Here is a 13811-nt window from a genome sequence, read left to right as displayed (position 1 = left end):
AAGGTTGTTTATAAATGAATTTACCAAATAAGTTGACAGTGATTAGAATATGTATGATTCCCTTATTTATTATTGTCGCTTTAGTCCCTAACTGGGGAATGATTGATGTATTAGGTAGTCCACTGTTGATTTCTCAATTAGTTGCTGCTATTATTTTTGCCGTAGCAAGTATTACAGATTGGTTAGATGGTAAAATTGCCAGAAAACATAATCTGGTAACCAATTTTGGGAAATTTGCTGATCCACTAGCGGATAAAATGTTAGTTATGACAGCTTTTATCATATTGGTTGGGCAAGGTCTTGCTCCATCTTGGGTTGTCGCTATTATTGTCTGTCGTGAATTAGCTGTTACAGGTTTACGCTTATTATTAGTGGAGGATGGCGAGGTTATGGCTGCCGCATGGCCAGGCAAAGTAAAAACTGCTACTCAAATGGTTGCTATTATTTTATTACTATTGGGTAATGTTCCATTTAGTGCAATTAATTTGCCACTTGATCAGATTTTCTTATATATCTGCCTAGCTGCTACTATTTACTCTGGTATTGATTATTTCGTAAAAAATAAACACGTTTTTAAAGATTCTATGTAACAAACTGTGTTACTTCTGATAATGGCTTATACGAAGTAGCACAGTTTTATCTTTTTATTGGTTATTTTTTTGATAGACACGTATAATAACATTAGCATTAAGTCAATTTAAACAAGGAGTGATTTTCTATGTCTTCTCTATTTCGTTCAATCCAACGTCATGCATTCTCTCGTGGGATTCTTTATTTACTGATAGGTATCTTAATCTTTTTAAAACCAAAACAACTATTTGATGTGGGTGTCTATCTAATCGTTGGTTATAATGTGTTACTTGGGGTAATTAATTTAGTTGGCTATTTGAAGAACAAGCAAAACGGTCAAGTTTCTATGAGTATATTTTATTTTATAGCCGCGCTTATTATCTGGCTATTCGCCCAACCAATAGTTAGTATCCTTCCTATCTTTTTAGGTATTTTAATTATTATTGGTGGTGCTACACGTATTTCTCGTGCATTAAACTTAAGACAATATGTTAACATCAGTTACGTTCCTATGTTAGTCTATGGTATTGCTCTTCTTATAGCAGGTATATTTATTTTATTTAATCCATTTGGTAGTTTAATTGTATTATTCCAATTTTTTGGTATTGTATTAACATTATCAGGTATCTCAGAATTAGTTACTGCAATTAAATTACGGAATTATAAAAATCCTGATATCTTTTAAATAAAAAAGTTGTTTTCTTTAGAAGAAAACAACTTTTTTATTTAGATGAATTTATTTGTGGAAGAACTGGTGGTTTTTTATGCTCTACTTTAACATCTAATAAATCAAGTAAAAAAACAAAGGCTGGTACTCCTATAACTAATCCCCATACACCAAAAAATTTCTCTGAAAACATTAAAATTACAAACACATAAAAAATAGGTAAATCTGTTTTACTACTCATTAATTTAGGATTTAATAAGTAAGATTCAACCGCGTGAATAATCATAATCATAATCAAAATGTAAATAACATCTTGAACACCACCCACTGTATAGGCAATTAACGATAACGGAATACAAGAAATAATGACCCCAGCTACCGGTATCAAACTTAATATGAATATCATTAATGCTAAGCTTAATAATTGATCTTGTGGGAATTTCATAAAAATTAAGCCGATAATAGTCAATATAGTATTTACTATCGCGATAATAAACTGTGCCTCTATCACTACCCCAAAAGTATTAACAAATTTTTTCCCTAAATAAGCAACATCTTGACTAAATAATCCTATCTTACTTTTAAAAAAGGCTTGACCAAACTCAGTTACCCAATCTTTTTCTATAATAAAGAAGAAACTTAAAATCAATGACATCACAAACGTAATTCCCATAGAACCAATATTCGTAATTGTAGTAAATACAACTTTAGCTCCTGTTGTTAATTGTTGTTTGATTTCATTAAACCCGACATTTTGAGCAATCCATTCATATAATTTATTATTGGTATCTGCTTTTTGATAAAAATTAAAGACTTCTTCTATCATCTGTATCGTTTGATTGAACAGTTTTGGAACATATACTGTTATTGAAAAGTATAAAAAAATGATCATTAACAAATACATCGCAATAGCAACTAATTTTTTAGGAAGTTTTGTTACATGATGAATACCATCTACTCCCCGAATGATTAAATACGTTAAGATAAAGGTTAATAAAATTAAACTAAGGATATTACGTATCAAATATAATCCCGAACAAATAATTAGCAAAACCAGCGTTCGTCGAACACTGTCATTCGCTTTCATACGTCGCCATAAGTCGACCATATTCTCACCCCATTGAACATTATATAACTTATTCTACGATAAAAACGAAGGAAAAGATAGTCTTTCACTTGTTAACTTTGACGCAATATCAAGCCATATACTACTTATTGAAAGGAGGAAATACAGTGTATTCGATAACTGAATTAGCTAAATTATCCGGTGTCACAACAAGAACATTACGCTACTATGACAGGATTGATTTATTAAAACCTACTAGTATAGGAGAGAATGGATACCGTTTTTACGATGACAAATGAAGAAAAATTTACTGCATTTAAACAACAACTAATACAAAACAACAACGACATATATAGTGAGGAATTACAGCAAAAATATGTTGAAGAAACCATTAAACAATATAATGATAACTGGATGAATTTATCTGAGGAAGATTATGTCAAACTAAAAAAATAGAAGAAACGCTTTTTATTCAATTAAATGACTTAGAAACACAATCCATTACTGATGTTACTCACCCATTAGCAACGGATGCTGTTTTATAACATAAAGAAGGGTTATCACTGCTAGCTCTATCTACTCTCATAACTATCATAGACAAATGCTTGATATGTATCTAGCAGATGACCGTTTCACTCAATATTATACTAAACATATTTCAAAGAATAGCTTAATATTCTTAAAAGAAATTGTTTATTACTACACATTAATTAAATGACTTTCTGTTTAAACTGTCGTATAATAATCCTTGTTAGTTATCTATTTTGCGAAATAGGAACTAAATAAATAGGAGGTTTATTATGACTAAATCAACATGGATTAAGGATTTAATCTGGTATGTTTTCTTAATTATCGCACTTGTATTACTACGTGTCTTTGTATTTACTCCCGTAACAGTTAGTGGAGAATCAATGATGCCAACGTTAGTCGATGGCGAAAGGAATATTGCTTTAAAAATGGGTGACACAAAACGATTTGACATTGTCTCTTTAGTAGCACCAGACGACCCATCAAAAAATTACGTCAAACGTGTTATCGGAATGCCTGGTGATACTATTGAGTACAAAGATGATGTATTATATATCAATGGAAAAAAAGTAGATGAACCTTATCTAGATGAGAAAAAAGCTGAATTGAAGCAAACAGCCCCTGATGAAAATTTAACCTATGATTTTACATTAAAATCATTAACTGGAAAAGATACTGTTCCAGAAAATACTTACTTTGTTATGGGAGATAACCGACAAAATTCAAAAGATAGTCGTTTCCCTGAGGTTGGATTCATTCCAAAAGAAAATATTATCGGTAAATCAAAAATTGCCTTTTGGCCACCTAGTAAATGGGGTATGGTTAAATAATTTAAAAAACGTATTGAAAGAGGATTTCTCGGTCAATGCGTTTTTTTGTGCTATGTTTTCTCTTTTTAAAAATTTTTTATGCTACACTATGATTAAATCATTAAAGGAGTTTTAATATTATGATAGAGCTATTTATCCTAATGATGGAGCGTGTGGGTTTAATGATTCTACTTGCTTTTTTATTAGTAAACGTCCCCTACTTTAAAAAAATACTATTAAGCCGGGATAAGTATCAATCAAAGTTACAGCTTGCAATCATTTTTAGTTTATTTGCCATTATTTCAAATTTTACCGGAATCGAAATCAAAGACAATCAAATTGTTCCCAGTAGTATTTTAACGAATTTGCACGATAATGTTTCCATAGCCAATACAAGAACATTGGCAATTGGTGTATCTGGTATTGTGGGTGGACCCTTTGTTGGGGGAATGGTCGGCTTGATTGCTGGAACACATCGATTCATCCAAGGAAGTCACTATAGTTTGTTTTATATCCCCTCTTCCCTTCTAGTTGGTTTTTTATCTGGTTGGCTTGGAAAAAAACTTACTAAAAAAGGACAATTTCCTACTGCGACTCAAGCTGCTTTTATTGGAGCTTTTATGGAAGTCGTTCAAATGTTATTTATTATGCTATTTAGTGGTGGAAATTTACAACAAGGGATAAACTTAGTAAGCTTTATTGCCTTTCCTATGATTATATTAAATAGTACGGGAACTTTTATATTCTTATCTATTTTAACCACTACCTTACAACAAGAAGAACAAGCCAAAGCCGTTCAAACACATGATGTATTAGAGTTGGCAGCTGCGACACTTCCTTACTTTAGAGAAGGTTTAAATGAACATTCAGCACAAGAAGTTGCAACTATTATTCAGCATTATACTAAGGTGAGTGCTATTAGCTTAACCGATACTCACCGAATACTTGCTCATTATGGTGCGGGCAGTGATCATCATATTCCTGAACTAGAAGTAATTACCGAATTATCAAAAGATGTATTAAAACATGGTACCCTCTCCATTGTTCATCATAAAGAACAGATTGGGTGTTCAAACCCAAATTGCCCTCTTAAAGCGGCAATTGTGATTCCTTTGTTTGTTCATAAAAAAATTGTCGGCACACTAAAAATGTATTTTACTGATGCTAGTCAACTTACTCATGTTGAAGAACAACTTGCTAAAGGTTTGGGGACTATTTTTTCCACACAAATCGAGTTAGGTGAAGCAGAAGTCCAATCCAAATTATTAAAAGAAGCAGAAATTAAATCCTTACAAGCACAAGTAAATCCACATTTTTTCTTTAATGCGATTAATACTATCTCTGCTTTAATGAGAAAAGATAGTGATAAGGCTAGAACGCTCTTGCTTCAGTTAAGCACTTATTTTAGAGGGAATTTGCAAGGAGCAAGACAAACACTCATCCCTTTGAAACAGGAATTAGCACAAGTAGATGCCTACCTATCACTAGAGCAAGCACGATTTCCAAATCGCTACACGGTTACTTTTGATGTTGATGATACCTTGATACACTACTTGGTTCCTCCATATGCCGTCCAAATTTTAGTGGAGAACACCATTAAACATGCCTTTGGATCAAGAAAAGAAAATAATCACGCTCACGTTTCAATCTACAAAAAACAAGAAAAATTGATTATCAGTGTGAAAGATAACGGATTAGGTATCCCTGATGAAAGATTAACCCACCTAGGAAAAGAATCCGTTATTTCAGAAAAAGGAACTGGTACAGCACTAGACAACCTTTCAAAACGGATGACTAATTTGTTTGGTGAACAGGCTGAGTTTAATGTACAGAATAATTTAGATAGTGGTGTAATATTTACTTTAACTATGCCACTAATTGAAACAAATAATTCAACCACTTTAAGTTAAAGGAATGATAATTTATGACACATGTCTTACTTGTTGATGATGAACCTCTTGCTCGCGAGGAACTCGCTTATTTAGTGACACAACATCCTAATATTTCATCCACTGCCGAAGCTGATTCTGTTGAAGAAGCAATGGAGCAAATAATGGATAAAAAACCAGATATTATTTTTTTAGATATTCATTTGACTGATGAAAGTGGGTTTGATTTAGCTACTAAATTAAAAAAATTAAAGAAACCTCCTTATCTGATTTTCGCTACTGCCTATGATGACTATGCGTTAAAAGCGTTTAAAGTCAATGCCATGGATTATATTTTAAAACCATTTGATGAGACTATTGTCCATGAGGCGCTTGATAAAGCCATTTCTATCATTAAACCTTCTAACACCTCTCCAAAAAAGAAAACAGAGTCAATTGACGCTATTCCTATACAAGGTGAGGACCGTATTTTCTTAATTCATCCAAACGATATTTACCTAGTTTCTGTTGAAGACAAAGAACTCAGCGTCCATACAGAAAGTGAAACCTATCAAACTAGCGGTAGTTTAAGTAAAATCGAAACACGATTACCAACAGATATTTTTATCAAAACGCATCGAAGTTTTATGTTAAATACAACAAAAATACAAGAAATTCAGCCATGGTTTAACAATACATTACAAGTTACACTAGATAATGGATTAAAGGTGCCTGTCAGCCGATCATACGTCAAACCATTCAAAGAAATGATTGGCTTATCTTAAATAAAATCACTGCCATTTTGCTTCATGCATTTTAGGAGTGATTTTTTGTATTATACGCTTACATTTTTACGTTTCACGTCAAACACCACACAAATCAGCGTTTCTAACCTATACTCAATGTATCAAATGAATCAGTCAAAAGGAGTTTTTCAAATGGAAAAAAAAGTTTATTCATTCTTACACCAAGCCTTTATTTTTGCAGCCATTATGCTTATCTCTAAAGGAATTGCCTTCATCTTACCTATCCCTATGCCTGCATCTGTTATTGGGTTAATCCTTTTATTTGTTGCATTAAGTACTAATATTGTAAAACTAGAACAAGTTGAAAGTCTAGGAACAAGTTTAACTGGTATTATTTCTTTCCTATTTGTTCCTTCTGGTATCTCTTTATACAACTCATTAGACATCTTAAAAGTTTACGGTGTGCCAATTTTAGCAGTCATTTTTATTGCAACCTTTGTCATTCTTGCTATTACAGGTTGGAGTACATCTTACCTATTAGGAGTTAAAGAAAAATCTGGCTCTAAAGAGAGAAAATTAGCCTTTCTTAAAAAACAACAATTAGAGGAGGTGCAAAGATAATGACCCCATATATCGGTATTGTTATTTCATTCGTTGCTTTTGGAATTGGAACATTCTTATTCAAAAAAACAAATGGCTTTTTCTTATTCACCCCATTATTTGTTGCCATGATTTTAGGTGTCATCATATTAAAAGCAACTGGTATCAACTACGAACAATATAATCAAGGTGGAACAGTCATCAGTTTCTTCTTAGAACCTGCAACCATTGCTTTTGCTATTCCTCTATACAAAAAAAGAGAGTTGTTACAAAAATATTGGGTGGAAATAGTGGCTGCGATTACAATAGGATCAGCTGTATCTGTCACAAGCATTGTTGCTGTTGGAAAATTAATTCGTATGCATCCACAAATGATGGTCTCTCTCCTGCCACAAGCAGCAACAACAGCTATTGCCGTTCCAATTTCTGAATCAATGAATGGGATTGTGTCTTTAACCGCTTTTGCCGTTATCTTTAATGCCGTAATTATTTACGCCACTGGTAAGATGGCCTTAAAGTTCTTTCATATCAACAACCCTATTGCTAAAGGATTAGCTCTTGGATCTGCTGGACATGCACTAGGTGTGTCAGTTGGGATTGAACTAGGTGAAACAGAAGCAGCTATGGCAAGTATTTCTATGATTTTAGTGGGAGTCATTACTGTTATCGTGGTTCCTCTTTCCGCCAGTTTATTACAACTAACTTAATCAACTAAACAAACATCATCTAACTTTCTCCTACTTAAAAGTTAGATGATGTTTTTTAATTATTTCTATCTAAAAGTACTTCTGTTACATGATACAAAATATCTTTTTCTGCAATATCTGGTAATTTTTTTATGCTTGTTAGGGCTTTATTAGTGAATCGCTCTGCAATCATCTCAGCTTTTTCTATGCCTTTATATTTTTCGATTAGTTGCTGTACTTCTTTCATCTCTTGATTAGACAACTCTGTCTTTTTCTCTAGATAAGGTAAAAATGCTGCACGATTTTCATTCATTGCTAAAATAAGTGGCAGTGTATAATAACCATTTTTCATATCTTCAAAAACAGGTTTCTGCATGTCTTCTTCTGTCGATTTATAATCAAGAATATCATCCATAATCTGAAATGCCATTCCAATATTATATCCAATTCGTTTAGCCTGTAATTGAATTATCTTAGAAGCATGAGCATAATGCGCTCCTTCATAGCAAGAAAATTCAAATAACTGAGCTGTTTTACCTTTAATATGTTGGAAATATTGTTTCACTGTAATATCTGTATTATAGCGTAAATTCATTTGATCTAACTCTCCAACTAAAATACGTTTCATACTTTGGGCATTTAACGCGATAGTTTTTAAATCACTTGTCGCATTAGTCAATAAATGAAAATACACTGTAAATAAAAAATCTCCTGTATAAACAGCAATATCTTTACCATATAATGCCTGAACAGATGGCATTGAGCGACGAACCGGAGAATCGTCAATAATATCATCATGAATAAGCGTTGCAACATGGAGTATTTCTAATGAGGCTGCCATACGATAACGTTTTTTATCTGATTCTATTGTGCCAAATTTTGAAAACAATAAAAAATATGCTGGGCGTAATAATTTGCCACCAGCACCAAAAAATAATTGCAGTGTTGCAGTAATCTCTTTGTTTCTGATTTTTACTGATTTTTCCATGACACGCTTTGTTTCAATCAAATCTTTTTGGACAGCAGGATACATTTCCCACAATGGATGAACAATCATAGCGGCCTCCTATAAACTTATATAATGTACAATAAACAAGTAATCATAAAATGATAATCACTCATTTTTGAAAAATACCTACTCTAACAGTATAATAAACAGTGGATAAAATGTGAAGGAGTTTACGAATGAATTTTAAAGTATTTGCCGAATTAATCGAGCTGAAAGCAAAAGCAGCGAGTATTTTCCCTTTTATCATGGGATTTTTATATTCATGGTACCACTATCAACAAGTCAAACCAATGTATATGCTCTTATTTTTCATCTCAATGTTATTATTTAATATGGCTGTCGATATATTAGATAACTACATGGACTATCATAATGCGACTGATGTGCACGACTATAAAGAAGAAACCAATATTATCGGGCGAGAAAATTTATCACTCACTCTTGTAAGAAATATGATGATTGGGTTGATTGTCTCTTCTGCTATTATTGGTGTATATCTTGCGTCTCAAACAAGCTGGGTCATTTTATGGTTAGGAATGTTTAGTTATTTCATTGGGATTACCTATTCAGCTGGACCAAAACCACTTTCTAGCCTTCCGGTTGGTGAAGTGACTTCTGGTGTGACAATGGGGATTGTGATTCCTTTAATCTGTGTTTACTTGAACGTATTTGATATTTTACCATTTGATGGTCAGTTTATCATTCAAGTAGCGATTTTATCACTACCAACTGCTCTAGCCATTTCAAATCTTATGTTAGCTAATAATACATGCGATGTGGAAGAAGACGTTTTAAACAACAGACACACACTTGTATACTATATCGGAAAAAAACGAGCTGTGTCACTATTTAAATTACTCGTGATTTTATCATTTGTATTTGCCACGCTTGGTGTGGTGTTAAATATCGTTCCCATCACGTTACTTGGTATTTGGTTAATTTTTCCGAAGATTTGGAAAAATACTATGATTTATTCGAAAGAACAAATCAAAACAAAAACATTTCCATTAGCCATTAAAAATTTAGGTATGATAGCCATCACACAAGTAGTTTTATTCTTTGTCGGTTTATGGGTTTAAAACTTCTTAGCTAACTAAACAAAAAACACCTACAGAAAAGGGAATAACTGTAGGTGTTTTTATAGTCTATACTTCAATTAGGAGGAAGATAGATTAATTGATAAGCATACAATTAATAGCGGCAACTTTAATTGTGTAACTCTTATCTATGAACCTAGTATAATACGGTGATAAAAAAATAAAATACCACAAATCGGCTATCAATAAACCAATTTGCGACATTTTTTATTTACTTCATTATATGAACGTTATGGTATTTGTTATAACCAAATATCATATGCTTCCTCCTATTTATTGATAATATTTTTTATATTCTACCATAAATAAGAAAATTGAGATTCATTATCAATTAAAAAATAAAAACGCCTTGATTAAATCAAGGCATTTTGACTATTTTCCACGTTTATTTCTTTTGGCTTCTTTAATAATTTTTAGTGCACGTTTTTTTGTTTTAATATTAGGACTACTTAAACGTCTATAGGCACTCGACACATCTGTTTTTTCCATTGATTAGTCTCCCTCTGTTGATTTTTCTATCACTAATTGAAATGCTTGATTAATGTCATCTTTATCGATATTTTTACCGATGATAACTAACTTATTGTCATTGTCTTCTGTTAAACGATTAGTCAGATTAAAATTTAATAACTGATTCACACCTTGAATTTCTGTTTGAAAGTCTTGATCAGACACATTGACAAAACCTTTTATTCTATAAACAGATTCCTGATAGTTCATCATTAACCAAGAAAGCCAATTGTGTAATAAACCTTCTTTAACATAACCTGATTCAGATATAATCATTGATTCAAATTCATGATGATGGTGATGATGGTGTTCTTCTTCATCATCGATTGATTGATTAAATAAATGATTTCCTAGTACCAAATCAGCTAACTCTGAAGATAATTGAATTAATGAAAACTCGTATATATCTGCTAGTGGATTAATTTCTCTTAGTTGCTCTTTCATTTGATTCATACTGTCTTTATTCGTAACGCCTTTTTGTGAAATCAATAGTCGGTCTGACATGACAAGTTGCTTTGTCGCTTCATGATGTTGGAGGTTTTGTTCAATATTCTCAGCATCTACAACCCCAATAACACCATCCAAATAAAAATAAGGCTGTAAATTAGGGGTACCCACAATCGTTTGAATAATTGGTTGTGGATCAGACACGCCACTTGTCTCAATAATAACTTGTTTAATTGGATAACCTTGTGTTACAAACACATCTAACACTGCTGTTAATGCATTTAACAAATCACCACGTAAACTACAGCAAATACACCCACCGTTCATCTGTACAATATTTTCTTTTGAATGAATTAATAACTCATGGTCAATTCCTGCTTCACCAAATTCATTTTCTATAATGACAACCTCTTCAGGTGCTAGATCACTCCCTTTAATGACTTGATTAATTAATGTTGTCTTTCCTGAACCTAAAAATCCTGAGATAACTGTAATTGGTATGCCCATATCCCTCTACCTTTCTGATAAATATTCAGTAATTTGTAGCCTATCATCATAACTCATATTTTCAGATAAAAGATGATCTTTTAACAATTCTTTAAACGAAAGTGAGATTTCCCAAAAACCATCAATCTTTTGAAAAAGATTGACGTCGTATCGTTTAAAAACAGGATACAGAGTCAAAAAGTCTTCAAAGGACAGGTCTTCTTCTTCATAAAAGTCTTTTACCCAACCCATATCTAATGCTTTTTCAGTTGGGAGGCCCTGTTCTGTAATAATTCCTACCTCAATCATATGCTGATACATCCTAATTTTATCTTCCATCTCAATATTCTTTTCATCAAAATGATAAGATAAACTATCCTCAACAAGTGGTGGATAAATAATATTCATCTAGATTCACCCCCTACTAAATGACTTTTCTACCTTTATAGTAACCATCACTTGATACATAGTGACTGCGTTTATATACTCCTAATACACTATCATAAGACACTGTTGATGATAGTTTTTTATGTGTTTGTCGCGCATTTTTCTTAGCTTTTGATGTTTTTCTTTTTGGAACTGCCAAATTGTTTCCTCCTCTTTTTTACCAACTTGCTTTTTTAACGCCGGGCAATTGTCCCTTATGTGCAAGTTCTCTAAATGTAATACGAGACACGCCAAACTTACGCATATAAGCTCTTGGTCTACCATCTGTTTCATCTCTTAGCTTTAATCTATTAGGATTTGACTCTTTAGGTAGTTTACGTAACCCCTCATAGTCCTTATTTTCTTTTAATCCTTTCCTTATTTCTGCATATTCTGCCACTAATTTTTTTTGTTTTTCATATTTGGCTATCTTAGATTTTTTTGCCACTTTATTCAGCTCCTTTATTTTTTGGTCTCTTTAAATATCACATGCTGTCTAAGCTTTGGAGAATATTTTCTTAACTCCAGTCGTTCAGGTGTGTTTCGTTTATTCTTACTTGTTAAATACAATCGTTCTTTTGTTTCAGAACATTCTAATATAATGGGTGTTCTCATACATCTCTTCCTTTCTAATGAGCCATCATTTCTTGTGCGACTTCTTTTCCAGATAAGTCTTTAGGATAATAAGTTGGCCAGTTTTCAAGTTCTTTATACAGTGCTTCTTGACTATCATTGCCAAAGTACAAATGGAAATGAGCTGATTTTGTATCCGTGATTTCATGATCACTAAACTGAACATACTTAAAAGCCCCTTGACTAGGATCTGTTGCCTCAAAGCAATATCTCACACCACGGTTTCCTTTTTCATAAGTTAAAACTTTTTGACCAATATACTTATATTTTGAGCTCATTTTTTTACCACTATCATCAATAAAAGTCATCGTTGAATCTGTAATATCAATTTCTTTAATTGATGTTTTATACCCTGACTCATAATACTTTTTATATTCTTCAGCTGATTTATCTTTTTTCATTTTAGCTTTGTAATCAAACACTTGATCTAATGTGCCCTCTTTTAAAAGTGGGTAAACTGACTGCCAACTTCCTTTCCAATTTGATAATGGTCTATCCTGTATTTGACTATCCTCAAAGTATCCTGCTTGTACTGTTTTTTCAGGTGTTTTACTTACAATAGATTTTGTCGTTTCTTCGCCAGTAGTTTTACGCAAAGCTGTTAGATTTTTTTCCATAGTCGAAACATAGTTTTCACCTTTATCAATCTCTTTTTGACTTAGCCCTTCTAACGGATTTAATACTAATAATTCCACACCAGTTTCTTTTGCCAATGTTTTAGCAATAGCATCTGTGGCATTAGATTCAAAATAAATATATTTAATATCATTCTCTTTCACATACTTATTTAGTTCAGCTAATCTAGCTGGTGATGGTTCTTCGTCTGGAGAAAGACCAGAAATTGGTACTTGTGTTAATCCATATTCCAACGCTAAATAACCAAATGCTGCATGCTGTGTCACAAAACTTTTTTGTTTAGCGTTCTTTAATGTATCTTGATACGACTTATCTAAAGTAGCTAATTTTTTTAAGTACTTATCAGCATTTGTAGTAAATATTTTTTCTTTGTCTGGATATCTTTTTATCAGTTGATTGCGAATTTCTTCGACTTCTTTAATTGCTAAACTAGGTGCTAACCAGACATGTGGATCTAGTTCATGTGAGTGCCCCTCCTTACCTTGTTCATGATGGTCATGTTCTTCTTCGCTTCCAGGTAGTAATACCATATTTTCAGTTGCTTTTATCTTTGTTACGTTCCCCTCTTTTAATACTGATTCAACGGAAGGTACCCACGTTTCCATATTTTCATTATTATAGACAAAGACATCACTATCTTGTATTTTCTTTAAATCCTTAGCTGATGGTTCAAAATCATGTGCTTCAACTCCGGCTGGAACAATCATATCCACTTCTCCAGCGTCACCTACAACTTCTTTCGTAAATTCATACATTGGATAAAATGTGGTGGCTACTTTTATTTTGTCAGTATTTGTCTGCTCAGTTTTAGCAGTCGAGCATGCTACAAGTGACCCTCCCATCATTATCAAAGACATACCTAATATTATTTTTTTCTTCATCCAAAAACCTACCTAACTATTTAACTTTTAAACCGTAATTATTACGCTTTATATTTTTGAATCTTATCAAACATTTTTTTTTTTGTCAACTAGATTCTTATTTTTTTAAATATTCAGTAGTTGATTATATATCTACAATAAAAAGA

19 protein-coding genes and 1 pseudogene are annotated in these 13811 nt (G+C 32.4%); 11 read left to right on the top strand and 9 right to left on the bottom strand.

Annotation, left to right across the window (positions count from 1 at the left end; all coding sequences use genetic code 11):
• The first annotated feature begins 14 nt into the window (after positions 1-14).
• On the top strand, positions 15-590 hold the full coding sequence (gene pgsA, locus MN187_RS01390; protein ID WP_117972409.1) for a CDP-diacylglycerol--glycerol-3-phosphate 3-phosphatidyltransferase: 576 nt from the start codon (positions 15-17) through the stop codon (positions 588-590).
• Between the two features lie 128 nt (positions 591-718).
• Positions 719-1255, top strand: a complete 537-nt coding sequence (locus MN187_RS01385) for a DUF308 domain-containing protein (RefSeq protein WP_242094070.1) — start codon at positions 719-721, stop codon at positions 1253-1255.
• A 37-nt stretch (positions 1256-1292) separates the two neighbouring features.
• Here MN187_RS01385 and MN187_RS01380 read toward each other — a convergent pair whose 3' ends face one another.
• Positions 1293-2345, bottom strand: a complete 1053-nt coding sequence (locus MN187_RS01380; RefSeq protein ID WP_242094068.1) for an AI-2E family transporter — start codon at positions 2343-2345, stop codon at positions 1293-1295.
• 125 nt (positions 2346-2470) lie between these two features.
• Between MN187_RS01380 and MN187_RS01375 the strand changes: the two are divergent.
• From MN187_RS01375 to lrgB, 8 genes and pseudogenes are all read left to right on the top strand, one after another.
• A pseudogene (locus tag MN187_RS01375) lies at positions 2471-2599 on the top strand (MerR family DNA-binding transcriptional regulator); the annotation flags it as partial.
• Positions 2574-2759, top strand: coding sequence for a hypothetical protein (locus MN187_RS01370; protein ID WP_242094064.1), 186 nt, complete (start codon positions 2574-2576; stop codon positions 2757-2759). The pseudogene MN187_RS01375 and the gene MN187_RS01370, both read left to right, overlap by 26 nt.
• A gap of 103 nt (positions 2760-2862) precedes the next feature.
• A complete protein-coding gene (locus tag MN187_RS10595; protein WP_370448229.1) occupies positions 2863-3021 on the top strand; it encodes a TipAS antibiotic-recognition domain-containing protein in 159 nt (52 codons plus the stop codon).
• A gap of 82 nt (positions 3022-3103) precedes the next feature.
• On the top strand, positions 3104-3661 hold the full coding sequence (gene lepB, locus MN187_RS01365; protein WP_117972404.1) for a signal peptidase I: 558 nt from the start codon (positions 3104-3106) through the stop codon (positions 3659-3661).
• Between the two features lie 119 nt (positions 3662-3780).
• Positions 3781-5550 (top strand): sensor histidine kinase, encoded by a 1770-nt coding sequence (locus tag MN187_RS01360; RefSeq protein ID WP_242094062.1) that lies wholly within the window; start codon positions 3781-3783, stop codon positions 5548-5550.
• A 14-nt stretch (positions 5551-5564) separates the two neighbouring features.
• Positions 5565-6293 (top strand): LytR/AlgR family response regulator transcription factor, encoded by a 729-nt coding sequence (locus MN187_RS01355; protein WP_241699245.1) that lies wholly within the window; start codon positions 5565-5567, stop codon positions 6291-6293.
• A 153-nt stretch (positions 6294-6446) separates the two neighbouring features.
• Positions 6447-6875: an antiholin-like murein hydrolase modulator LrgA gene (gene lrgA, locus MN187_RS01350; protein WP_242094059.1), complete on the top strand. Its 429-nt coding sequence runs from the start codon at positions 6447-6449 to the stop codon at positions 6873-6875.
• Positions 6875-7561, top strand: a complete 687-nt coding sequence (gene lrgB, locus MN187_RS01345) for an antiholin-like protein LrgB (RefSeq protein WP_117972400.1) — start codon at positions 6875-6877, stop codon at positions 7559-7561. Before lrgA ends, lrgB begins: the two co-directional genes overlap by 1 nt.
• A gap of 55 nt (positions 7562-7616) precedes the next feature.
• On the opposite strand, the gene MN187_RS01340 is transcribed toward lrgB, so the two are convergent.
• Positions 7617-8597: a polyprenyl synthetase family protein gene (locus MN187_RS01340; RefSeq protein WP_117972399.1), complete on the bottom strand. Its 981-nt coding sequence runs from the start codon at positions 8595-8597 to the stop codon at positions 7617-7619.
• A 128-nt stretch (positions 8598-8725) separates the two neighbouring features.
• Between MN187_RS01340 and MN187_RS01335 the strand changes: the two genes are divergently transcribed.
• A complete protein-coding gene (locus MN187_RS01335; protein WP_241699244.1) occupies positions 8726-9628 on the top strand; it encodes a prenyltransferase in 903 nt (300 codons plus the stop codon).
• 390 nt (positions 9629-10018) lie between these two features.
• Here MN187_RS01335 and MN187_RS01330 read toward each other — a convergent pair whose 3' ends face one another.
• The 7 genes from MN187_RS01330 to MN187_RS01300 are packed head-to-tail and all read right to left on the bottom strand — an operon-like array spanning position 10019 to position 13665.
• Entirely contained in the window at positions 10019-10135 is a 117-nt protein-coding gene (locus MN187_RS01330) for a putative metal homeostasis protein (RefSeq protein ID WP_117972397.1), read from the bottom strand.
• A gap of 3 nt (positions 10136-10138) precedes the next feature.
• A complete protein-coding gene (locus tag MN187_RS01325) occupies positions 10139-11110 on the bottom strand; it encodes a CobW family GTP-binding protein (protein ID WP_242094057.1) in 972 nt (323 codons plus the stop codon).
• Positions 11111-11116: 6 nt separating this feature from the next.
• On the bottom strand, positions 11117-11497 hold the full coding sequence (locus MN187_RS01320) for a hypothetical protein (protein WP_117972395.1): 381 nt from the start codon (positions 11495-11497) through the stop codon (positions 11117-11119).
• 16 nt (positions 11498-11513) lie between these two features.
• A complete protein-coding gene (gene rpmF, locus MN187_RS01315) occupies positions 11514-11675 on the bottom strand; it encodes a 50S ribosomal protein L32 (protein WP_071456271.1) in 162 nt (53 codons plus the stop codon).
• An 18-nt stretch (positions 11676-11693) separates the two neighbouring features.
• On the bottom strand, positions 11694-11963 hold the full coding sequence (gene rpsN / locus MN187_RS01310) for a 30S ribosomal protein S14 (protein WP_242094055.1): 270 nt from the start codon (positions 11961-11963) through the stop codon (positions 11694-11696).
• A gap of 14 nt (positions 11964-11977) precedes the next feature.
• Positions 11978-12130, bottom strand: a complete 153-nt coding sequence (gene rpmG, locus MN187_RS01305; protein ID WP_117972393.1) for a 50S ribosomal protein L33 — start codon at positions 12128-12130, stop codon at positions 11978-11980.
• Positions 12131-12144: 14 nt separating this feature from the next.
• A complete protein-coding gene (locus tag MN187_RS01300; protein ID WP_242094053.1) occupies positions 12145-13665 on the bottom strand; it encodes a metal ABC transporter solute-binding protein, Zn/Mn family in 1521 nt (506 codons plus the stop codon).
• Positions 13666-13811: the final 146 nt, after the last annotated feature.

The sequence above is a fragment of the Vagococcus sp. CY52-2 genome (assembly GCF_022655055.1).
GTDB lineage: Bacteria > Bacillota > Bacilli > Lactobacillales > Vagococcaceae > Vagococcus.
The sequence above is the reverse complement of the archived record's forward strand: the minus strand, read 5'-3'. Positions and strand labels throughout refer to the sequence as shown.